Here is a 22,146-nt window from a genome sequence, read left to right as displayed (position 1 = left end):
ACCCCGGACGGCCTCACCCACCACAGGCGAGAGCCCCGCCCCCGGCGACCCGGTGGAACCGGATCGCGGGGACGGGGCTCGTCAGTGACGGCTCCCCGTCGCTGTGCGGCGTCAGCCACTCAGCGCTCGAGTTGTCACAGGGTCACTTGCCGCCGGCGAGCTTCTCCCGCAGCGCGGCGAGCGCCTCGTCGGTGGCCAGCGTGCCGGCCGGCTCCTCGGCCTGGCGGCTCGGCGCCGCGCTGGTCGAGGTGGTGGTGCCGGTGACGGCCGGAGCCGGGTTGGCAGCGGCCTCGGCGTCGGCGGCACGGGAGTTCTGCACCTGCTTGGTGTGCGCCTCCCAACGCTGGCGTGCCTCGGCGTACTGCTGCTCCCACGCCTCGCGCTGCTTCTCGTACCCCTCGAGCCACTCGCCCGTCTCCGGGTCGAAGCCCTCCGGGTAGATGTAGTTGCCCTCGGCGTCGTAGGTCGCGGCCATGCCGTAGAGGGTCGGGTCGAAGTGCTCCTCGCCCTCGACGAAGCCCTCGTTGGCCTGCTTGAGCGACAGCGAGATGCGGCGGCGCTCCAGGTCGATGTCGATGACCTTGACCATGACCTCGGAGCCGACCTGGACGACCTGCTCCGGGATCTCCACGTGCCGCTCGGCCAGCTCGGAGATGTGGACCAGGCCCTCGATGCCGTCGTCCACCCGGACGAAGGCGCCGAACGGCACCAGCTTGGTGACCTTACCCGGCACGATCTGCTGGATCGCGTGGGTACGGGCGAACTGCCGCCACGGGTCCTCCTGGGTCGCCTTCAGCGACAGCGAGACCCGCTCGCGGTCCAGGTCGACGTCCAGGACCTCGACCTCGACCTCCTGGCCGACCTCGACGACCTCGGACGGGTGGTCGATGTGCTTCCAGGACAGCTCGGAGACGTGCACGAGGCCGTCCACGCCGCCCAGGTCGACGAACGCGCCGAAGTTGACGATCGAGGAGACGACGCCCTTGCGGACCTGTCCCTTCTGCAGCTTGTTGAGGAACTCGGTGCGCACCTCGGACTGCGTCTGCTCCAGCCAGGCCCGGCGGGACAGGACCACGTTGTTGCGGTTCTTGTCCAGCTCGATGATCTTGGCCTCGAGCTCGCGGCCGACGTACGGCTGCAGGTCACGCACCCGCCGCATCTCGACCAGGGAGGCGGGCAGGAAGCCGCGCAGCCCGATGTCGAGGATGAGGCCACCCTTGACCACCTCGATGACCGAACCGCGGACGACGCCGTCCTCGTCCTTGATCTTCTCGATCGTGCCCCAGGCCCGCTCGTACTGCGCCCGCTTCTTGGAGAGGATCAGACGACCCTCCTTGTCCTCCTTCTGGAGGACAAGCGCCTCGATGTGGTCACCGACCGAGACGACCTCGGCAGGGTCCACGTCGTGCTTGATCGACAACTCCCGAGAGGGAATGACGCCCTCGGTCTTGTAGCCGATGTCGAGCAGGACCTCGTCCCGATCGACCTTGACGACGGTGCCTTCGACAATGTCGCCGTCGTTGAAGTACTTGATGGTCTCGTCGATCGCGGCGAGGAAAGCTTCCTCGGAACCGAGATCGTCGTGGGTGACCCGGGTGGCGCTCGAGGGGGCCTCGATGCTGCTCGTCATGTGGGCGGTTGCTCCGGTCGGATGGGTTGTCACAGCAGGCGTGGTGTCGCGGTGACCTGTCCGCGCCAGCGGATCCGTCGCCGGGCACACCGAACGATCGCCAAGAGAAGATCATTAGTGGCTCCGGTGACCGCGCACCTGCTCCCTGCCGAGGCACACGATCCGCGAGCGCGTCGTCTAGCCTACCTGCTGCATTACCACAGCGTGCAAGCCCTCCCGCCTACCGACGGACGCGTCAGCTGCGAAAGCGGAGATATAGGTGGGAAAACGCCACAACTGTCTCCCGCGTCACATCCACCCCGGGAAAGATAGCGCATCCCCGGCCGGCCGCCGCCGCCACCCGCACGCGTAGGGCCTAGCGTGAGCGGGTGGACGACGACAACCGGGTAGCCCGCCGCCGGGTCGACGCCGCGGAGACCCGCCGCGCCAACCGTGGCTGGTGGGACGCCGACGCCGACGACTACCAGGCCGAGCACGGCGCGTTCCTGGGCGACGTGGACCTCGTCTGGTGCCCGGAGGGGCTGCGCGAGGCCGACGCCCGGCTGCTCGGCGACGTGGCGGGACGCCGGGTGCTGGAGGTGGGCTGCGGCGCCGCCGCGTGTGCCCGCTGGCTGGCCACCCGGGGCGCCCGGCCGGTCGCCTTCGACCTGTCCGCCGGCATGTTGCGGCACGCCGCGCGCGCCGCCGGCACCACCGGGGTACACGTCCCGCTGGTGCAGGCCGACGCCCTCGCGCTGCCCTTCGCCGACGCCACCTTCGACATCGCCTGCACCGCCTTCGGCGCGGTCCCCTTCGTCGACGACTCCGCCGCGCTGATGGCCGAGGTCCACCGGGTGCTGCGCCCGGGCGGCCGGTGGGTCTTCTCGGTGACCCACCCGATGCGCTGGATCTTCCTCGACGACCCGGGCGAGGGCGGGCTCACCGCCGTGCACTCGTACTTCGACCGCTCCCCGTACGTGGAGCAGGACGAACACGGCGTGGCCACGTACGTCGAGCAGCACCGCACGCTCGGCGACCGGATCCGCGAACTGGTCGGCGCGGGGTTCCGCCTGGTCGACCTGGTGGAGCCGGAGTGGCCAAAGGGGCACCGGGAGACCTGGGGGCAGTGGAGCCCGCTGCGCGGCCGGCTCTTCCCCGGCACCGCCATCTTCGTCACCGAGAAGCCGGCCGGCTGAGCCATCCGGTACGCAGCCGCCCACCGCTGAGCCACCGCACACCGACGGTTGCCCCGCTGGGCCGCGTCGCACCGCGGGTGCGACCGAGTGCCCCGCGCCCGGCGCTAGGCTCACGGCATGAGCGCCGAGCCCGTCCCGACATCACCTGGCCCCTGGTGTCCGGATCCGATGCGGCAGCAGCGTGCGGACTACACGCTGGAGGATCTGCTCGCCCTGCCGGACGACGCCCCCCGCGTCGAACTCGTCGACGGAGTGATCCAGGTGACGCCCTCCCCCACCCTGGGCCATCAGGAGATCGCCGGCCTGCTGTGGCTGTGGCTGCGATCCCATGCACCGGCTCAGCTACGAGCCACTCAGTCCGTTGGCGTGGGGCTCAGCCCCAACACCAGCCGGCAGCCGGACGTACTGCTGTGCCACGCCGGGCTGCCCGCCGACCGGTCCCGGCTGCGGCCGGCGGATGTCGTGCTGGCGGTCGAGATCGTCTCCCCGGGGACCCGGCGCGTCGACCGGTTCGCCAAGCCCGGCGAGTACGCCGCCGCCGGCATTCCCTTCTACTGGCGCATCGAACAGGACCCGGTCCACCTCTACGCGTACCGCCTGGGCGACCGAATCGGGCCGGGCGGCGAGCGGCAATACGAACTGGTGGCCGACAGCGCGGAGCTGGTCGAGCTGACCGAGCCCTTCGACATCAAGTTGGCGATCGCCGAGATAACCCCCTGACGGCCTCCGGCTGATCCGCGCCGGAGCCACCCGCCGTGCCCCGGCCGCCGTTTCCCGTCAGACGCTACGGGTACCCGGGCGGCATGGCTGAGAAGGAGTTCCACGAGGGCGACCACGTCTCCTGGGCCAGCCACAGCGGTCGGGCGTACGGGGTCGTCAAGGAGCGGATCACCGAGCGGACGCACGTGCGTGGGCACACCGTCGACGCCTCGCCGGACGACCCGCAGTACCGCATCCGCAACGACCACTCGGGTCGCGACGTGGCCCACCGTCCGGAGGTGCTGCGGCATGAACCAAGGTGACGATCCGCAACAGACCTACCGCGAGTTCACCGACGCGGTGAACATGAAGCCGGGCGAGCTGTCGACGTGGCTGGAAACCGACGAGTCCAAGCAGGTCGGCTGGCACAAGGGCGGGCGCTCCGGTGGCGGCGAGTCGGTCGGCCACGAGTCCGGCCGGCGGATCATCGACCTGCTGCGCCGCAAACGCGACCAGCTCAGCGACGCCGACTATCGGCACATGCGCAAGGTTGTCGGGTACGTCCGGCGGCACATGGCGCAGCGGCCGAGCGGTGACGTCAGCCGGACCCGGTGGCGGTACTCCCTGATGAACTGGGGCCACGACCCCGTCAAGGCCCCGCTCCCACCGCCCGGCGGCCCGTCCCGCAAGGCCCTGGAACGACGGGGCTCCCCACCCGAGGAGCGCCGAGGTCCGCGACGCTGACGGATCTTGACCCTGCCACTGACGGCAGGGTCAGACGATCATCGGTATGAACGACGAACAGCAGCAACGCGTGGTCCTGGTCACCGGCGCGGGCACCGGCATCGGCCGAGCCACCGCCCGCGCCTTCGCTGACGCCGGCGCCCGTGTTCTCGCGGTCGGCCGCCGAGCCGCGCCGCTGGCGGAGACCGCCGCCGGCCATCCCCTGATCGCACCGGTCACCGCCGACGTGACCGACCCCGACGCGCCGGACCGGCTGGTCCGCACCGCCCTCGATCGGTTCGGCCGGTTGGATGTCCTGGTCAACAACGCTGGTGTCGCCGGTGCCGGCCCTCTCGCCGAGCTGGACGAGGCGGCGGCCCGACGTCAGCTCGACACGAATCTGGTCGCCCCGATCAGGCTGGCGCACGCCGCGGTCGGACCGCTCACCGCGGGTGGCGGCGTCATCGTCAACGTCACCACGTCCGTCGGCCAGCGGGGGTGGCCGGGTTCCTCGGTGTACGCCGCCGGCAAGGCCGCGCTGGACTCGCTGACCCGCAGCTGGGCGGTGGAGTTGGCCCCGCGCGGCGTGCGGGTGGTCGCGGTGGCGCCCGGCGCGATCGACACGCCCATCGGCGAGCACCAGGGTCTCTCCCCGGACCAGCTGGCCGCGGTACGCCGCTGGCAGCTCGACCACACTCCCCTGGGACGAATCGGTCGTCCGCAGGACGTAGCCTGGGCGATCGTGCGGCTCTGCGACCCGGCGGCGGCCTTCGTCACCGGCGTGGTGCTGCCGGTGGACGGCGGGGCGGTGGTCGCCTGACCGAACGGCTGCCGGCGAACGGGCGACGCGGTCCTCACCCGGCGGACACCACGACGTCGCACGGCGCAGTCGGTCGCCGAGCCGAGGCGGTGGAACGGAGGCGGGCACGTGCGGATCGGCGAGTTGGCCAGGGTGACGGGCTGCACCCCCCGAGCCCTGCGGCACTACGAGCAGCACGGGCTGATCACCTCGGCGCGGGCGGCGAACGGGTACCGCGAGTACGACGAGCGCGAGGTGACCCGGGTTCGTAACATCCGGTACCTGCTCGGTGCCGGGCTGACCCTGGAGGACGTCCTGGTCTTCCTGCCCTGCCTGGACGGGGACGTGGCCGCCGTGCCACCCTCCCCGGCCGGGCTGCGGGTGGGGCGGGAACGGCTCGCCGTGCTCGACGCCCGGATCGCAGCCCAGATGGCGGCCCGGGACCGGCTCGCTGCCGCACTTCGCGACGCCGCCGCGGCCCTCGCCGAGCCGGGCTGCGAGAAACGGCCGGCGTCACCGCCGGCCGTTTCACCCCACCCCGCCGTGCCCGCGAGCGACGCCCACTAGGAGCGTCGTCGGTCAGTGGTCGGCGCTGTTCCAGTCGCGGCCCTCGCCGACCGAGACCTCCAACGGCACGGACAGCGGGTACGCCTCACCCATCTCCTTACGGACCAGCGCCTCCAGGCTCTCCCGCTCGCCCGGGGCCACCTCGAAGACCAGCTCGTCGTGCACCTGCAACAGCATCCGCGAGCGCAGCCCGGCGTCGCGCAGGGCGGTGTCGACGTGCAGCATGGCGACCTTGATGATGTCGGCCGCCGAGCCCTGGATGGGGGCGTTGAGCGCCATCCGCTCGGCCATCTCCCGACGCTGCCGGTTGTCGCTGACCAGGTCGGGCAGGTACCGCCGGCGGCCCAGGATGGTGGAGGTGTAGCCGTCGTGCCGGGCCCGGGCCACCACCTCGTGCAGGTAGTCGCGTACCCCGCCGAAGCCGGCGAAGTAGTTCTCCATCAGCCCGCGCGCCTCCTCGGCGGTGATGCCGAGCTGTTGGGAGAGGCCGAACGCGCTCAGCCCGTACGCCAGGCCGTAGTTCATCGCCTTGATCTTGCGCCGCTGGTCGGCGGTGACCTCCTGCACCGGCACCCCGAACACCGACGAGGCGGTGGCGGCGTGGAAGTCGGCGCCGGAGTTGAATGCCTGGATCAGCGCGTCGTCCAACGACAGGTGCGCCATGATCCGCATTTCGATCTGGCTGTAGTCGGCGGTGAGGAGGCATTCGTATCCCTCCCCCACCACGAAGGCCCGCCGGATGCGTCGCCCCTCCTCGGTGCGGATGGGGATGTTCTGCAGGTTGGGCTCGGTGGAGGAGAGCCGGCCGGTCGCGGCGACCGTCTGGTTGAAGGTGGTGTGGATGCGGCCGTCGTCGGAGACCGACTTGAGCAGCCCGTCCACGGTCGACTTCAGCTTGGCGACGTCACGGTGCCGCAGCAGGTGTTCCAGGACCGGGTGCGGGTTCTGCGCGTACAGCCACTGCAGAGCGTCGGCGTCGGTGGTGTAACCGGTCTTGATCTTCTTGGTCTTGGGCAGCCCCAGCTCGCCGAAGAGAATCTCCTGGAGCTGCTTGGGCGAGCCCAGGTTGAACTCCCGCCCGACCGCCGCGTACGCGCCCTGCGCCGCGGCCTTCACCTCGGCGGCGAAGTGCGCCTCCAGCTCCGACAGGTAGGACGTGTCGGCGGCGATGCCGGTGCGCTCCATCTCGGCGAGCACCCGCATCAGCGGCAGCTCCACCTCGGCCATCAGCCGGGTGGACTGCTCGCCGTCACGGGACAGCTCGGCGTCGATCGCGTCGGCCAGGTCGAGGGTGGCCCGGGCCTGGAGCATGAGGTTCTGCTCGGCCTCACCGTCGTTGCCGAACCCGTCCAGGGTGAGCTGGCCGGTCTCCGGGGCGTCGACGCGCAACTCCCGGTGCAGGTAGCGCAGCGCCAGGTCGGTCAGGTCGTACGAGCGCTGGTCGGGGCGGGCCAGGTAGGCGGCGATCTGGGTGTCGCGGGCGATGCCGTACAGGGACCACCCGTGCGCGGCGAAGGCGAGCACCGCCGGCTTGCTGTCGTGCAGCACCTTGGGGCGTGCGGCGTCGGCCAGCCAGGCCGCCAGGGCCGTCTCGTCGGCCGACTCCAGCCCCGTCGGGTCGCACCAGGCCGCCGCACCGCCGGAGGTGGCCAGCGCCAGGCCGGTCACCGAGGCGGTGTGCCGCCGGTTGGGGCCGGTGTCGAGCTTGACCGCCAGCCCGACGGCAGTGTCGGCGGGGGCGTGCGTCTCCAGCCAGCCGGCCAACGCGCCGGGCGCGGTGAGGAGCTCGCCGGCCAGGTCGAAGCCCGCCTCGGCCTCCGGCTCCACCGCTTCGAGGTACTGGTAGAGCCGGTCCCGCAGGATGCGGAACTGGAGGGTGTCGAAGACCTGGTGCACGGCCTCCCGGTCCCAGCCCTGCCAGCGGGCGTCCTCCGGGCGGACCGGCAGCTCCAGGTCGGAGACCAGGCAGTTGATCTCGTAGTTGCGGATCACGTCGGCGAGCCGCTCGCGCAGGCTGTCGCCGGCCTTGCCCTTGATCTCGTCGGCCCGGGCGATCACGCCCTCCACCCCACCGTACGTGTTGATCCACTTCGCGGCGGTCTTCGGGCCGACCCCGGGGATGCCGGGCAGGTTGTCGCTGCTCTCGCCGACCAGGGCGGCCAGATCCCGGTACCGCTCGGGGCCGACGCCGTACTTCGCCTCGACCGCCGCCGGATCCATCCGGGCCAGGTCGGAGACACCCTTGCGCGGGTAGAGCACCGTGATGTCGTCGCCGACGAGCTGGAACGCGTCCCGGTCACCGGTGCTGATCAGCACCTGCATGCCCTGGTCGCGGGCCTGGCAGGCGAGCGTGGCGATGATGTCGTCGGCCTCGTAGCCCTCTTTTTCCACCACCGGGATCCGCAGCGCGGCGAGCACCTCCTTGACCAGACTGACCTGCCCCTTGAAGTCGGTCGGGGTCTCGCTGCGGCCGGCCTTGTACTCCGCGTACCTGTCGGTGCGGAACGAGCGGCGGGAGACGTCGAAGGCGACCACGATGTGGGTGGGCTGCTCGTCACGGAGCACGTTGATCAGCATCGAGGTGAAGCCGTAGACCGCGTTGGTCGGCTGCCCGGTCGTGGTGGAGAAGTTCTCCACCGGCAGGGCGAAGAAGGCCCGGTACGCCAGGGAGTGTCCGTCGACGAGAAGCAGGCGCGGCGTCGTAGCTGTCACGGCAGCGACTCTAGCCCGTACGACCGACAAGCCCGGCCCGCGGCACGGCCGAACCGGCGAGAGCTGCCCGGATCGACCGCGCTGTCCGTACCGGTCGGGTCCGGTGCGGCGCACCGGACCCGACCGGTCACAGCACCTTGGCCAGGAACGCCCTGGTGCGCTCGTGCCGGGGGTTGGCGATGACCTCTCGCGGGTCGCCCTGCTCGACGACCACGCCCTCATCCATGAAGACCAGGTGGTCGCCGACCTCCCGGGCGAAACCGATCTCGTGGGTGACCACGATCATCGTCATGCCGTCGCGGGCGAGGTCCTTCATCACGTCGAGCACCTCGCCGACCAGCTCCGGGTCGAGCGCGCTGGTGGGCTCGTCGAAGAGCATCAGCTTCGGCCGCATCGCCAGCGCCCGGGCGATCGCCACCCGCTGCTGCTGCCCGCCGGAGAGCTGGCTCGGGTAGTTGCCGAGTTTGCCGCCCAGCCCCACCCGCTCCAGCAGCGCGGCGGCCCGGTCCCGGGCGGCGGCCTTCTTCTCCCGCCCCAGCAGCACCGGCGCCTCGACGACGTTCTGCAGCACGGTCATGTGCGGGAAGAGGTTGAACCGCTGGAACACCATGCCGACCGCCCGGCGCTGCGCGGCCACCTCGGACTCCCGCAGCTCGTGCAGCTTCCCGCCGCGTTCCCGGTAGCCGATCAGCTCGCCGTCCACCCGAATCCGACCAGCGTTGATCTTCTCCAGGTGGTTGATGCAGCGCAGGAAGGTCGACTTGCCGGAGCCGGAGGGCCCGAGCAGGCAGCACACCTCGCCGGCCCGGACCTCCAGGTCGATGCCCCGGAGCACCTCCAGCGGCCCGAACGACTTGTGTACCTGCTCGGCCCGGACCATCAGCCCGTCGCCGGTGCTCGCCGTACCGGCCTGCGCCGGAACCGTCACGCCGTCGGTCACCGGATCACCTCGCTCGCGCCGCCACCGGTCTCCGCCGCCAGACCCCGCAGCCGCAGCCGCGCCTGGCCGCTGCGCCCGACGCCCTTGGAGAAGTGCCGCTCCAGGTAGTACTGCCCGACCAGCAGCACGCTGGTCAGCAGCAGATACCAGATGGTCGCCGCGACCAGCATCGGGAAGACCTGGAAGCTGCGGCTACCGACGGCCCGGAGCTGGAAGAACAGCTCCGCGGAGACCGGCACGAAGGCCACCAGCGAGGTGTCCTTGAGCATCGCGATGGTCTCGTTGCCAGTCGGCGGGACGACCACCCGCATGGCCTGCGGCAGCACGATCCGACGCAGGATCTGCGCGCGGGTCATGCCCAGCGCCTGGGCCGCCTCGGTCTGCCCCTCGTCGACCGACTGGATGCCGGCCCGGACGATCTCCGCCATGTAGGCGGCCTCGGACAGGCCCAGCGCCAGCATGCCCGCGACGAAGCCGGTGAGGATGTCCACCGCGCTGAACCCGAACAGCCGGGCCTCGAAGTTGTCGATGCCGAACAGCGCGCCGATCTGCCGGTCGAACGGCAGCCCGAACTCGATCCGCGCCCAGAGGATGCCCAGGTTGCCGAAGAGGATCGCCAGCACCAGCCGGGGCACCGCCCGGAAGAACCAGGTGTAGGTCCACGAGACGCCACGCAGGATCGGATTCGCCGACAGCCGCATGACCGCGATGACGACGCCACCGACGATGCCGATCGCCATCGACGTCACCAGCAGCGCGATGGTGCCGCGCAGCCCCGCGACAATCGGCGGACGGAACATCTCGTCGGCCATGAAGGACCAGTTGAACGCCGTGTTCGTCACCAGCAGGTGGACGAACATGGCGACCAGCACCCCGATCACGGCGACGGCGACCCACCGCCCGGGATGCCGCACGGGCACGGCTCGGATGGGTTCCGGCCGTGCCCGTTCGGGTGTTTCCGTCTTGACCGGCATGGTCAGCCGGCGGGGTTGAGTTCAGCGGTCGTGATGGCGCCGCCCTCGACGCCCCACTTGGCCAGAGCCGACTTGTAGCTACCGTCGGCGATGACCGCCTGCACGGCCTCCTTGAGCACCTCGGCGAAGGCCAGTTGGTCCTTCTTCACCGCGTACCCGTAGGGGGCCGACTCGTAGATGTCGCCGAGCGGCGCCAACTGGCCGCCGCTCTGCTTCACCGCGTACGCGCCGACCGGGGAGTCGGCGAGCATGGCGTCGTCCTTGCCGCTGACCACCGCGGCGGTGGCGTCGCTCTGCGCCTGGTACTGGTCGATGGTGATGGCCGGCTTGCCGGCGTCGGTGCACTTCTTCGACCGGGCGGTGATGTCGTCGAGCTGCACCGTGCCGACCTGCACGGCGATCTTCTTACCGCAGGCGTTCTCCGGGTCGACGCCGGCCGGGTTGCCCTGCTTGGTGGCCCACTGCGTGCCGGCGGAGAAGTAGCTCACCATGTTGACGCTCTTGAGCCGCTCGGCGTTGATGGTGAACGAGGAAACCCCGACCTCGTACTTGCCGGAGTCCACGCCGGGCAGGATCGCGTCGAACGGCGCCGACTCGTACTCGGCCTTCAGGCCGAGCTTCTGCGCCACCGCGTTGAACAGCTCCACGTCGAAGCCGATCACGGTCTTGCCGTCCTGGTCGAGGAATTCCGCCGGGGCGTACGTCGAGTCGGTGCCGACCTTGATCACGCCGTCGGCCTTGACGGCGTCCGGCACCTTCGCGGCCAGCGCGGAATCGGCGGCGGCGGTGACGGACGGGCCGGCCCCGGGCTGCTGGCTGTTCTCCTTCTCGCCGCACGCGACGAGAGACAGGGCCAGCAGCGCGGCGCCGGTGACGCCGAGGACGGCACGGCGACCACCGTGGGAGTTGAACATGTGACGCTCCTTGCGACGAGGGGTGGGCGCCGGTCAGGCCACGCCGAGGTACGCCTCTTTGACCGACGGGTCGTGCAGCAGATCCGCACCGGTACCGCTCTTGACGATCCGGCCGGTCTCCAGCACGTACGCCCGGTGCGCCCGGGCGAGCGCCTGCTGGGCGTTCTGCTCGACGAGCAGGATGGTGGTGCCCTGCTGGTTGATCTCGGTGATGATGCTGAAGATCTGCTGGATCAGCATCGGCGCGAGACCCATCGAGGGCTCGTCGAGCAGCAGCAGCTTCGGCCGGCTCATCAACGCCCGGCCGACGGCCAGCATCTGCTGCTCGCCGCCGGAGAGCGTGCCGCCCGGCTGCTTGCGCCGCTCGGCCAGCCGCGGGAACAGCTCCAGCACCCGGTTCAGGTCCTGGGCGATGCCCGCCCGGTCCCGCCGGGTGTAGGCGCCCATGTCGAGGTTCTCCAGCACCGACATGCCCGGGAAGATGCCCCGCCCCTCGGGCGCCTGGCACAGACCGCGCCGCACCCGCAGGTCCGCCCGCAGCTTGGTGATGTCCTCGCCATCGAACCGGATCCGCCCGGAGGCGACCGGCCGGATCCCGGAGACCGCCCGCATGGTGGTCGACTTGCCGGCACCATTGGCGCCGATCAGGGCGACGATCTCGCCCTCCGCCACGGTCAGGCTGATGCCGTGCAGCGCCTGGATCCGCCCGTACAGCAGGCTCACGTCTTCGATCTCAAGCAGCATCGTCCGGCACCCCCAGGTACGCCGCGATCACCTTCGGGTTCTCCCGCACCTCGGCGGGCAGGCCCTCGGCGATCTTCTTTCCGAACTCCAGGACCACGATCCGGTCGGTGACACCCATCACCAGCCGCATGTCGTGCTCGATCAGCAGCACGGTCACGCCGCTGTCCCGGACCTGCCGGATGAGCTGGAGCAACTCCTCCTTCTCCGCCGGGTTGAAGCCGGCGGCCGGCTCGTCCAGGCAGAGCAGCACCGGATCGGTGGCCAGCGCCCGGGCGATCTCCAGCCGGCGCTGCTCGCCGTAGGAGAGGTTGCGGGCGAACTCGTGCATCCGCGGGCGGATCCCCACGAACTCCAGCAGCCGCTCGGCCTTCTCGCGCCCCTCGCGCTCCTCCTTCCAGTACCGGGGCAGCCGGAACAACGCGGAGATCACGCTGGTCTTGTGGTGCGCGTCGGCACCGACCAGGACGTTCTCCAGCGCCGTCATCTCCGGGAAGAGGCGGATGTTCTGGAACGTCCGCGCCATGCCCATCTTGGTGATCTGGTGCCGCTTCTTGCCGCTGATCTTCTCGCCGCGGAACCGGATCTGACCCTCGGTGGGCTGGTAGATGCCGGTCATGGCGTTGAAGCAGGTGGTCTTGCCGGCGCCGTTGGGGCCGATCAGGCCGAGGATCTCACCCTTGTACAGGGTGAAGTCCACCTGGTTCAGCGCCACCACGCCGCCGAAGCGCAGCGTGACGTTGTCGACCTCCAGCAGCGGCTCCCGCGCGGGCACCGCCTCGACAGCCGGCGCCCCCGCCTGGGCGGGAACGGACGTCGTCTGCTCGGTGTCACTCACCGACGGTCACCTCCTTGCGGCGATCCTTGAACTCCGCCGCGCGTCGTCGGTTCGGGATCAGCCCCTCCGGCCGGAAGATCATCATCACCACGAGCACCACGCCGAAGAAGAGGAACCGGTACTCGTACAGCTCCACGCCGAACAGCTCGATGCCCCGGAACCGCTCGATCATGTATGCCACCAGGCCACCGCCGACGATGGCGCCGACGATGTTGCCCGAGCCGCCGAAGATGACCGCGGCCAGGATGATGATCGAGTTCAGCAGCTCGAAGTTCTGCGAGTTGACGAAGTTCTGCTTGCCCGCGAAGAGCGCGCCGGCCAGACCGGCGATCGCCGCGCCGGCCGCGAACGCCCAGAGCTTGAACTTGAACGTCGGCACGCCCATCAGCTGGGCGGCGTCCTCGTCCTCGCGGATTGAGATCCAGGCCCGGCCGACCCGGCTGTTGGTCAGGTTCCGCACCCCGATCACCACCAGGATGATCAGCGTGAGCACCAGCCAGTAGTAGGGTCGCGCGTCGAGCACGCCGAAGACCGGACGGCCGTCGGCGTACTGGCCCGGCGGGTGCGGGATCTGGTTGAAGCCCCGCTGACCCTTGAGGAACTCGGAGCTGACCGCCGCGATCCGGATCATCTCGGCGAAGCCGAGGGTCACCAGCGCCAGATAGTCACCGCGCAACCGCAGGGTCGGCGTGCCGAGCATGACGCCGGAGACCATCGTGAGAGCGATCGCCACCGGCACCGCCAACAGCCACGGCCACAGCGTCTTCAGGTCGCTGCTCGGCGAGGTCAACACGGCCACGGTGTACGCACCCACGGCGAAGAAACCGAAGTAGCCGAGGTCGAGCAGGCCGGCGAAGCCGACCACGATGTTCAACCCGACGGCCAGCAGCACGTAAATCGAGACGGTGAACATCACCTGGGTGAAGTTCGCGCCGGGGGTCGGGATCGGCCCCAGGTACTGGTAGAACTCCCTGTTCGGCAGGGCGTAGAAGAACGCGATCACCGCGATCAGCAGCGCCCAGCGCACCCAGCGCGGCGCCGAGCGCCAGCGCTCCCCGGCCGCCTCGCGGCCGGAACGGACCCTCTCCAGGACGGTCGTCATGCCCGCGCCCTCCCCAGCGATTCGCCCAGCAGACCGGTCGGCCGGAACATCAACAGCACCACCAGCAGCGCGAACGCCGCAAAGTCCTTCCACTCGCTGCCGAACAGGCCCGAGGCGTAGTTCTCCACCACGCCCAGCAGCAGGCCACCGAGCAGTGCGCCGCGCAGGTTGCCGATGCCGCCGAGCACCGCGGCGGTGAACGCCTTGAGGCCGAGCAGGAAGCCTACGCTGTAGGTCAGGGTGCCGATCCGGACGTCGTAGAGCAGGCCGGCCACACCGGCCATGGTGCCACCGGCGATGAAGACGATCAGAATGATCCGGTCCTTGTTCACACCCATCAGCGCGGCGGTGTTGGCGTCCTGGGCGACCGCCCGGATGCCACGCCCGATCCGGCTGCGGTTGATGAACATGTCCAGCCCAATCATCATCACCAGCGCGGCACCGAGGGTGAGCAGCTGGATGGCGTCGATCGGCACGCCGAAGATCTCGAAGAGCGGCTTGCTGCTGACCAACGACGGCGCACCCTGCGGCAGACGGCGGGTATAGATGCCGAACGCCTCGGCGATGGCGATCGAGGCCCCGATCGCGGTGATCAGGAAGGCCAGCGGTGGCGCGTTGCGCTTACGCAGCGGCCGGTACGCCACCCGCTCGATCACCGTCGCGGTCCCGGCGGAGGCGATCGCCGCGACGATCACCGCCACCAGCAGGTAGAACATGATCGAGCCGAGCCCGCTGACCTGCGAGTCCTGGTTGAGGCCGAAACCGTTCCAGGTCCAGATCGCGGCGAACGCACCGGCGATGAAAACCTCTGAGTGGGCGAAGTTGATGAGTCTCAGCACGCCGTAGACCAGCGTGTAGCCCAGCGCGACCAGGGCGTAGATCGCGCCCTGCGTCAGGCCGGTCGTGGTGAGTTCCCCGAAGTTGGAGAACAGTCCGTCGAAGTTCAAGGGAGGGACGCTCCATCAAGGTCTGGAGAGAAAAGGGGGGTGCGGCCGGGAGCGTGCTCCCGGCCGCACCCGCGATGACAACTCGATCGCCGCAGCGACGGGTGTCAGGACTTCGGAATCTCCTGGTCCGGAACGACCTTGCCGCCGGTGACCTTGAAGGCCCAGACCTTGACCTGCGCCGGGTCCAGCTCGCCGCCCTCGACGAACTTGTAGGTCGCCGCGACGCCCTCACCGCTGTAGTTCTTCACGAACTCCAGCAGCGCCGACCGGGTGGTCTTGCCGTCCTTGATGCCGGCGAGCAGGATGTTCGCCGCGTCGTAGGCGGTGTCGCTGTAGGTGCCCGGGTCGGAGCCGTTGAGCGCCTTGTACTCCTGGGCGAAGGTGCCGCGCGCCTCGGTGGCCGGCTGGCAGGGGCAGGTGAGGATGGTGCCCTCGGCCGCCGCCGCGCCGGCGGAGGTGATGTAGGCGGCGTCGTTGACGCCGTCGCCGGCGACCAGCGGCGCGGTGACCCCGGCAGCGGTGAGCTGCTTACGGATCAGGCCGGCCTCCTGGTAGTAGCCGCCGTAGAAGACCGCCTGGACGTTCGCGGCCTTGACCTTGGTGACCACACCGGAGAACTCGGTCTGCTTGCCCTCGCCCTGGACCTTGTCCGAGCCGACAGCCGCCGGGCCGAGGACCTTCTTGACCTCGTCGGCCAGGCCCGCGCCGTACGCGGACTGGTCGTCGATGACGTAGACCCGCTCGGCCTTCAGCACGTTCTTGATGTAGTTACCGGCCGCCGGGCCCTGGCTGAAGTCGTTGCCGACCACCCGGAAGAAGGTCTTCCAGCCCTGCTCAGACAGGCTCGGCCGGGTGGCGGACGGGGTGATGGTGACCAGGCCGGCCTCGCTGAACAGCGGGCCGGCGGCCTCCGACTCACCCGAGTAGGCCGGGCCGACGATGCCGAGGATCTTCGGGTCGTCGATGGCCTTCTGGGCCAGGCCCGGAGCCTGGTCGGGGCTGCCCTGGGAGTCCAGCGGCACCAGCTCGACCTTGCAGTCCGGGTTCTCCTTGTTGTACTTGTCGACGGCCAGCTTGACGCCGTTGTTCTCGTTGATGCCGAGCGCCGCGGAACTGCCGGTCAGCGCACCGAAGAACGCGATCTTGTTACCGCACTTGTCACCGTCGGCCGCGGTGTCGCCACCGCCACCGTTGCCGCATGCGGCGCTGCCGGCGACGAGCGCCAGCAGGGCGGCTCCACCGATCGCACGAGCGAGCTTCTGCCTCAAGGCCCGAACCCTCCTCAGTCCCCATGGTCCGAACCACCCGCTGCCTATTGGCCCTTGCGGGGACGGACGAACCAGACCGTCGTCGCCGGTCTGGGGCCGGACGCTATCCCACCTCGGAGCTGCGATGAAAGTCCCAGGGAGCTGCGTTGACCGAACCGTTACACGCCGTGGCGAATCCGATCCGATCACTGTAAGAACGATCAATGGTGAAGGCGTTTCACCTGGGCCTGATGAGCGAGGAGTGCAGACCGCCCCCCGCTGCCGGCGACGGTGGCCCGCGAAAACCACCAGGCAGGAAGCGTCCTCATGTCGTCGGCTGGGCGACCTCGCCGCCGGCGGTCTCGGCGAGGATCCGCTCGGCGACCTCCTTCATGGTCATCCGGTGGTCCATCGCGGTGCGCTGGATCCACTTGAACGCCTGCGGTTCGGTCATGCCGTACGTGGTCATCAGCGCGCCCTTGGCCCGCTCGACGGTCTTGCGGATCTCCAGCCGGTCGGTGAGGCCGGCGACCTCCGCCTCCAGCGCGGCGACCTCCGCGTAACGGGACAGCGCGATCTCCACCGCCGGCACCAGGTCGCTCTTCTGGAAGGGCTTCACCAGGTACGCCATCGCGCCGGCCGCCCGGGCCCGCTCGACCAGGTCGCGCTGACTGAACGCGGTCAGGATGATCACCGGGGCGATCCGGGCGCCGGCGATCCGCTCGGCGGCGGCCAGACCGTCCATGATCGGCATCTTGATGTCGAGGATGACCAGATCCGGCTTCAGCTCCTCGGCCAGCCGCACGGCGGTCTCGCCGTCCCCGGCCTCGCCGACGACCTCGTAGCCCTCCTCGACCAGCATCTCGGCCAGGTCCAGCCGGATGAGCGCCTCGTCCTCGGCGATCAGTACCCGCCTGCGCTCGGCATCCGTCTGCGTCTCGGCCACGAGCCACTCCCACCATCGATCTCGGCACGGCTACCACCCATGCTCCCGCATGAGCCTAGTCGGGTACAGTTACGTCAGCTCGCCGGGATGGTGGAACGGCATACACGGAAGTCTCAAACACTTCTGCCCGAAAGGGCTTGCGGGTTCGAATCCCGCTCCCGGCACATCTGTCATACACGCGTTCGATGATTCGGGGCGTGCATCGCGCGGTTCCCGCGCGACACCCGTCTTCGGCACCACCGCGCGGATGTGCTCCCGCAGTCCTGACCCGTCGGGAACAGCCCGGGCGGCGAACGGTCAGACCGCCGCGAGCGCCCGTTCCAGGTCCGCCCGCAGGTCCTCCGGGTCCTCCAGCCCGACCGAGATCCGCAGCAGCCCACCGCACGGCTTGGCCTCCCCCGACACCGGCCGGTGGGTGAGCGAGGCGGGGTGCTGGATGAGGGTGTCCACGCCGCCGAGCGACACCGCGTGGGTGATCAGCTCGCACGCGGCGGCGACCCGGGCGGCGGCAGGGGCGCCGCCGCGTACCTCCACGGCGAGCAGGCTGCCGGTGCCGGCCATCTGCCGTCCGACGAGCCCGGCCGGGTCGTGGACGGACGGGTGGTGCACCCGGACGACGGCCGGGTGGCCGGTGAGCCAGCCGGCGAGTTTCTCGGCGCCGGCCTGCTGGGCGCGGACCCGTAGCGGCAGGGTCTGCAGGCCGCGGTGCAGCAGGTACGCGCCGAGCGGGTGGAGCACGGCGCCGGTGACGGCGCGGACCTGGCGCAGTCGGGCGGCCCAGCCGCTGTCGCAGGCCACGACGCCGGCGAGCACGTCGCCGTGGCCGCCGATGCTCTTGGTGGCGCTGTGCAGGACGAGCGCGGCACCGTGCCGGGCGGGTTGCTGGAGCACCGGGGTGGCGACGGTGTTGTCGACCAGAAGTGGGGCGGTGCCGGCGGCTTCGGCGAGGGCGGCGATGTCGATCAGGTCGAGCGTGGGGTTGGCCGGGGTCTCGACGACCACCAGGGCGGTGTCGGGGCGAACGGCGGCGGCGACCTCGTGGGGCCGGGCCCAGGTGACCTCGGTGCCGAGCAGGCCGGTGGCGAGGACGTGGTCGGTGCCGCCGTAGAGGGGGCGGACGGCGACGACGTGGCGTCGCCCGTCGCGGGTGGCGGCGAGCAGGGCGGCGGTGAGTGCGGCCATGCCGCTGGCGAAGGCGACGGCCTCGGCGGTGCCCTCGAGGTCGGCGAGGGCGGTCTCGAAGCGGGCCACCGTGGGGTTCCAGAGGCGCTGGTAGACGGCGCTGGCGCCGGGTGGGAGCGGGCCGCCACCGGCGAGCAGTTCGTACGCCTCGCCACCGCCGTCGACGTCGGGCAGCGGGTTGGTGGTGGACAGGTCGATCGGCGGCACGTGCACGCCGAGGGCGGCGAGGTCGTCACGGCCGGCGTGCACGGCTCGGGTGTCCACGGTCGTCATGACCGGTAGCCTCGAACAAACGCCGGCATATAGGCAAGCGTGTCGAACATGATTCTGGGGAATGCGCTTCCCCTGCTTTGGACTTCGGTGGAGGATGGTGCCCATGCCCTCCACGCCGAATGATCTGCGGCGCTCGTTCGCCGCGCTGGACGATGTCGACCGCGCGATCCTGGCCGAGTTGGCGGCCGATGGTCGGCTGCCGAACAACGCCCTGGCCGAGCGGGTCGGGGTGGCTCCGTCGACCTGCCTGACCCGCACCCGGGCGCTGCGCGAGTGCGGGGCGATCCGGGGCTTCCACGCCGAGGTGGATCCGGCGGCGCTGGGGTTGCCGTTGCAGGCACTGGTGTCGGTGCGGCTGACCGCGCACGAGCGGGCGGCGGTGGACGCGTTCCGGGCCCGGTCGGTACGCCTGCCGGGGGTGGTGTCGGTGTTCCATGTGGCCGGTGCGGAGGACTACGTGCTGCATGTGCGGGCGGCGTCCGGTGACGCGCTGCGGGATTTCGTGCTCGACCATCTCGCGGTGGACCCGGCGGTGCAGCACACCCAGACCAGCCTGATCTTCGAGCAGGCACGCGGTATGGGTTAGGGCACGATCCGGAACACCTCGGGCGCGGGGCGGGTTGCTCACGAGATGACCGACGTACCGTTGTCTGTTCTTGATCTTGCTCCGGTGGCCCGCGGCGCGACCGCCGGGGAGGCCCTGCGACACACCACCGAGCTGGCCCGGCGCACCGAGGAGCTGGGCTACCACCGGTTCTGGGTGGCCGAGCACCACAACATGCCGGCGATCGCCAGCAGCGCGCCGGCGGTGCTGCTGGCGCACCTGGCGGCGCACACCTCGACCATCCGGCTGGGCTCGGGCGGGGTGATGCTACCCAACCATGCGCCACTGGTGGTGGCCGAGCAGTTCGGCACCCTGGAGGCGCTGCACCCGGGGCGGATCGACCTCGGCATCGGCCGGGCGCCGGGCACCGACCAGGTGACCGCGCTGGCGCTGCGCCGCACCATGGCAGGGCTGTCGGCAGAGGGTTTCCCCGGTGAGCTGGCGGAGCTGATGAACTACTTCACCGGTGACGACCGGGGACCGATCACCGCCACGCCCGGTCTCGGGCAGTCACCGACGATCTGGCTGCTCGGCTCCAGTGGGTTCAGCGCCCAGTTGGCCGGGCTGCTCGGGCTGCCGTTCTCGTTCGCGCACCACTTCAGCGCGGAGCACACCGTACCGGCGTTGCAGCGTTACCGGCAGAGTTTCCGGCCGTCACGCTGGCTTCAGCAGCCGTATGCGATGGTCGCGGTCAGCGTGGTCTGCGCGGAGACCGACGAGCGGGCCGAGTGGCTGGCCGGACCGAGCGGGCTGTCCTTCCTGAGGCTGCGCGCCGGGCGGCCGGAGCCGCTCGGTACACCGGAGGAGGCGGCGGCGTACCCGTACGACGAGCGGGAACGCGAGTTCGTGCGGCAGCGTCGGGTCGGTCAGGCGACGGGTTCCCCGGAGACGGTCCGCCGGCAGCTCGGCGAGCTGCTCGCCCGTACCGGGGCCGATGAGCTGATGCTGACCACGATGGTGTACGACGTGGCCGACCGGGTGCGCTCGTTCGAGCTGGTGGCCGATGTGACCGCTCACCTCGGCTGAAACACGCTCTTCATACCCGCGTCACCCCTACGTCGCGGAGCGCCTCTAACTTAGTGACCGGTGGTGGTACGGCATCCCCGGTCGGGACGGGTCGGGGGTGCTGCGGTGTGGTGCACCGGGTCGCCGGGTGGCGCGGGTTCCGCGCACCGGCGACCCGGTGCCTGCGTGCCCGCCGGGGGCGGGCGCCGCCCCCGGGCCGGTCAGCGTCGGCGTCGCGGACCGGGGCGGCCGGATGGCCCTCAGCGCAGGTGGATGTTCGGGGTCGGCGGGGTGGACATGCCGTCACCGATGAAGAAGCTCGGGTGCGGCGGCTGGTTGTAGGCGGTGTTCTGCCAGGCGATGGCGGTCCGGTACTGCGCGTCGTGCATCAGGGTGTGGATCCGGGTGCTGGTCTGGCTGGGCGTGCTGTAGATCCGCAGGGCGCGGTTGTCGCTGGTACGCCAGACGACCTCCTCCCGCCAGTCACCGAGGATGTCACCGGAGAGCGCCGGGGTGGACTTGGTGCCGTTGTTGGAGGCCACCCCGCTGCCGCTGAGCAGTCGGGTCTCCCCGCTGGTGCCGTACTTGTCGACCCGGGTGCCGTCGAGCAGTTCACGCACCGGGTCGCCGTCCCACCAGGCGAGGAAGTTGATCGAGGACGGCTTGCGTCCGACGTTCTGCCCGCGGGTGTTGGCCAGGCCGGCGACGGCCGAGGACCAGGACTCGGCGCCGGGGCTGCCGGCCCAGATGTCGGCGGAGACACCCCGACCGTTGTCGCCGGACCGGGCGGTGGACCAGAGCACCTGGCCGGTACGGGCGTCGGCGAACCAGGAGCTGGGCTTGCTGGAGTCCTCGCTGACCTTGAAGTACTCCAACCCGGCCCGGGACGGGTCCAGGTCACCGACGTGCCCGGCGTCGCCGTGACCGTGGCCGGTGGACCAGAGCAGCCGGCCGTTGTCGTCGATGGTGGCCGCGCCGTAGACGATCTCCTGCCGGCCGTCGTTGTCGACGTCGGCGATGGAGAGGCTGTGATTGCCCTGCCCATACGCGGCGGAGTTGCCGGAGGCGTTCGAGTCGAACGTCCACCGCTTGGTCAGGGTGCCGTTGCGGAAGTCCCAGGCGGCGATGACGGCCCGGGTGTAGTAGCCGCGCGCCATGATCAGCGAGGGGCGCTGCCCGTCGAGATAGGCGGTGCCGGCGAGGAACCGGTCGACCCGGTTGCCGTACGAGTCGCCCCAGGATGAGACGTTGCCGCGCGGCGGGTCGTAGTTGACGGTGGAGAGGGCGGCGCCGGTGCGACCGTCGAACATGGTCAGGTACTCGGGGCCGGCGAGGATGTAGCCGCTGGAGTTGCGGTGGTCGGCCGACGCGGAGCCGATGACCTGGCCGGTGCCGGAGCGGGTGCCGTCGGCGGTCTTCATGGCCACCTCGGCACGGCCGTCGCCGTCGTAGTCGAACACCTGGAACTGGGTGTAGTGGGCGCCGGCCCGGATGTTACGGCCCAGGTCGATGCGCCACAGCCGCGTTCCGGTGAGGGTGTACGCGTCGATGTAGACGTTGCCGGTGTAACCGTCGTGCGAGTTGTCCTTGGCGTTGGACGGGTCCCACTTGAGCACGAACTCGTAGTCACCGTCGCCGTCGAGGTCGCCGACGCTGGCGTCGTTGGCCACGTAGGTGTACGCCTCCCCGCTGGGCGTGGTGCCGCCCGACGGGACCTGCAACGGCACGTCCAGGTAGCCGTTGCCGAACTGCAGCGCCGGCGCCGAGGCGGCCTGCTCGGTGCCGTCGACCACGGCCCGCACCGTGTACGACGAGCCGGCCGCCGCGCCGTTGTCGAGGTAGTTGGTGGCCCCGGTGATCGGCGAGCTGTTCACCTTGGTGGAGCCCCGGTAGAGGTTGAACGACACCCCGGAGGTCTCGGTGCCGAGCAGCCGCCAGGACACCAGGTTGCCGTTGCCGGACCGGACGCTGACCAAACCGCGGTCGAGGTCCTCCATCTGCTTCGAGCCGCCCGGCGGTGGCGTGGTCGGCGGAGGCGTCGTCGTCAGTGCGGCGCACCTGTCCCGCCGGCCCAGGGCAAGCCGGTGTGGTCCGCGACGCCGCGCGCCCACCTCCTCCGGAGGCACCC

21 protein-coding genes and 1 tRNA gene are annotated in these 22,146 nt (G+C 70.5%); 9 read left to right on the top strand and 13 right to left on the bottom strand.

The genetic code is table 11. From position 1 onward, the window contains the following. Positions 1 to 142: 142 nt before the first annotated feature. Entirely contained in the window at positions 143 to 1,630 is a 1,488-nt protein-coding gene (gene rpsA / locus E1182_RS17720; protein WP_132266547.1) for a 30S ribosomal protein S1, read from the bottom strand. Positions 1,631 to 1,998: 368 nt separating this feature from the next. On the opposite strand from rpsA, the gene E1182_RS17715 reads away from it, so the two are divergent. From E1182_RS17715 to E1182_RS17690, 6 genes are all read left to right on the top strand, one after another. Next, positions 1,999 to 2,805, top strand: coding sequence for a class I SAM-dependent methyltransferase (locus E1182_RS17715; RefSeq protein ID WP_132266544.1), 807 nt, complete (start codon positions 1,999 to 2,001; stop codon positions 2,803 to 2,805). Positions 2,806 to 2,973: 168 nt separating this feature from the next. Next, positions 2,974 to 3,525 carry a Uma2 family endonuclease gene (locus E1182_RS17710; RefSeq protein ID WP_132266541.1) on the top strand — a complete coding sequence of 184 codons (552 nt, stop codon included), beginning with the start codon at positions 2,974 to 2,976 and terminating at the stop codon, positions 3,523 to 3,525. Between the two features lie 83 nt (positions 3,526 to 3,608). Further along, on the top strand, positions 3,609 to 3,827 hold the full coding sequence (locus E1182_RS17705) for a DUF2945 domain-containing protein (protein ID WP_132266538.1): 219 nt from the start codon (positions 3,609 to 3,611) through the stop codon (positions 3,825 to 3,827). Then, positions 3,814 to 4,248, top strand: coding sequence for a DUF3140 domain-containing protein (locus tag E1182_RS17700; RefSeq protein WP_132266535.1), 435 nt, complete (start codon positions 3,814 to 3,816; stop codon positions 4,246 to 4,248). Before E1182_RS17705 ends, E1182_RS17700 begins: the two co-directional genes overlap by 14 nt. Before the next feature lie 46 nt (positions 4,249 to 4,294). After that, positions 4,295 to 5,047: an SDR family NAD(P)-dependent oxidoreductase gene (locus E1182_RS17695; protein ID WP_132266532.1), complete on the top strand. Its 753-nt coding sequence runs from the start codon at positions 4,295 to 4,297 to the stop codon at positions 5,045 to 5,047. A gap of 108 nt (positions 5,048 to 5,155) precedes the next feature. Then, entirely contained in the window at positions 5,156 to 5,593 is a 438-nt protein-coding gene (locus tag E1182_RS17690) for a MerR family transcriptional regulator (protein ID WP_132266529.1), read from the top strand. Positions 5,594 to 5,605: 12 nt separating this feature from the next. Here the strand turns inward: E1182_RS17690 and polA are convergent, their stop codons facing one another. The 10 genes from polA to E1182_RS17640 all read right to left on the bottom strand — a co-directional run bounded on the left by polA (position 5,606) and on the right by E1182_RS17640 (position 16,954). Beyond that, positions 5,606 to 8,305: a DNA polymerase I gene (gene polA / locus E1182_RS17685; RefSeq protein WP_132266526.1), complete on the bottom strand. Its 2,700-nt coding sequence runs from the start codon at positions 8,303 to 8,305 to the stop codon at positions 5,606 to 5,608. 127 nt (positions 8,306 to 8,432) lie between these two features. Then, complete coding sequence (locus tag E1182_RS17680) at positions 8,433 to 9,185, bottom strand: amino acid ABC transporter ATP-binding protein (RefSeq protein ID WP_165942643.1); 753 nt, start codon at positions 9,183 to 9,185, stop codon at positions 8,433 to 8,435. 56 nt (positions 9,186 to 9,241) lie between these two features. Beyond that, the gene (locus E1182_RS17675) at positions 9,242 to 10,219 is read right to left on the bottom strand and encodes an amino acid ABC transporter permease (RefSeq protein ID WP_132266520.1); all 978 of its coding nucleotides are present in this window, start codon (positions 10,217 to 10,219) and stop codon (positions 9,242 to 9,244) included. Between the two features lie 2 nt (positions 10,220 to 10,221). Next, positions 10,222 to 11,133: an ABC transporter substrate-binding protein gene (locus E1182_RS17670; RefSeq protein WP_132266517.1), complete on the bottom strand. Its 912-nt coding sequence runs from the start codon at positions 11,131 to 11,133 to the stop codon at positions 10,222 to 10,224. Between the two features lie 33 nt (positions 11,134 to 11,166). Further along, complete coding sequence (locus tag E1182_RS17665) at positions 11,167 to 11,877, bottom strand: ABC transporter ATP-binding protein (RefSeq protein WP_132266514.1); 711 nt, start codon at positions 11,875 to 11,877, stop codon at positions 11,167 to 11,169. After that, the gene (locus E1182_RS17660) at positions 11,867 to 12,712 is read right to left on the bottom strand and encodes an ABC transporter ATP-binding protein (protein ID WP_132266510.1); all 846 of its coding nucleotides are present in this window, start codon (positions 12,710 to 12,712) and stop codon (positions 11,867 to 11,869) included. The genes E1182_RS17665 and E1182_RS17660 overlap by 11 nt, the downstream gene beginning before the upstream one ends. After that, positions 12,705 to 13,814: a branched-chain amino acid ABC transporter permease gene (locus tag E1182_RS17655; protein ID WP_132266507.1), complete on the bottom strand. Its 1,110-nt coding sequence runs from the start codon at positions 13,812 to 13,814 to the stop codon at positions 12,705 to 12,707. Before E1182_RS17655 ends, E1182_RS17660 begins: the two co-directional genes overlap by 8 nt. Continuing rightward, positions 13,811 to 14,761, bottom strand: coding sequence for a branched-chain amino acid ABC transporter permease (locus tag E1182_RS17650; RefSeq protein WP_132266504.1), 951 nt, complete (start codon positions 14,759 to 14,761; stop codon positions 13,811 to 13,813). Before E1182_RS17650 ends, E1182_RS17655 begins: the two co-directional genes overlap by 4 nt. 104 nt (positions 14,762 to 14,865) lie before the next feature. Then, positions 14,866 to 16,029: a branched-chain amino acid ABC transporter substrate-binding protein gene (locus E1182_RS17645; RefSeq protein ID WP_132266501.1), complete on the bottom strand. Its 1,164-nt coding sequence runs from the start codon at positions 16,027 to 16,029 to the stop codon at positions 14,866 to 14,868. 304 nt (positions 16,030 to 16,333) lie between these two features. Continuing rightward, positions 16,334 to 16,954 (bottom strand): ANTAR domain-containing response regulator, encoded by a 621-nt coding sequence (locus E1182_RS17640; RefSeq protein ID WP_132266497.1) that lies wholly within the window; start codon positions 16,952 to 16,954, stop codon positions 16,334 to 16,336. An 81-nt stretch (positions 16,955 to 17,035) separates the two neighbouring features. On the opposite strand from E1182_RS17640, the gene E1182_RS17635 reads away from it, so the two are divergent. Then, positions 17,036 to 17,118 (top strand) — tRNA-Leu (locus E1182_RS17635). Between the two features lie 133 nt (positions 17,119 to 17,251). On the opposite strand, the gene E1182_RS17630 is transcribed toward E1182_RS17635, so the two are convergent. Beyond that, on the bottom strand, positions 17,252 to 18,409 hold the full coding sequence (locus E1182_RS17630) for a PLP-dependent aspartate aminotransferase family protein (RefSeq protein WP_132266494.1): 1,158 nt from the start codon (positions 18,407 to 18,409) through the stop codon (positions 17,252 to 17,254). 103 nt (positions 18,410 to 18,512) lie between these two features. Between E1182_RS17630 and E1182_RS17625 the strand changes: the two genes are divergently transcribed. After that, positions 18,513 to 18,995: an Lrp/AsnC family transcriptional regulator gene (locus E1182_RS17625; protein ID WP_132266489.1), complete on the top strand. Its 483-nt coding sequence runs from the start codon at positions 18,513 to 18,515 to the stop codon at positions 18,993 to 18,995. 45 nt (positions 18,996 to 19,040) lie between these two features. Further along, positions 19,041 to 20,039 carry an LLM class flavin-dependent oxidoreductase gene (locus E1182_RS17620; RefSeq protein ID WP_132266486.1) on the top strand — a complete coding sequence of 333 codons (999 nt, stop codon included), beginning with the start codon at positions 19,041 to 19,043 and terminating at the stop codon, positions 20,037 to 20,039. 239 nt (positions 20,040 to 20,278) lie between these two features. Here E1182_RS17620 and E1182_RS17615 read toward each other — a convergent pair whose 3' ends face one another. Further along, entirely contained in the window at positions 20,279 to 22,093 is a 1,815-nt protein-coding gene (locus E1182_RS17615) for a rhamnogalacturonan lyase (RefSeq protein WP_371687561.1), read from the bottom strand. Positions 22,094 to 22,146 lie beyond the last annotated feature (53 nt).

Source organism: Micromonospora sp. KC721, from assembly GCF_004348355.1.
Classification (GTDB): domain Bacteria; phylum Actinomycetota; class Actinomycetes; order Mycobacteriales; family Micromonosporaceae; genus Micromonospora.
This window is presented reverse-complemented; position numbering and strand designations above follow the sequence as displayed.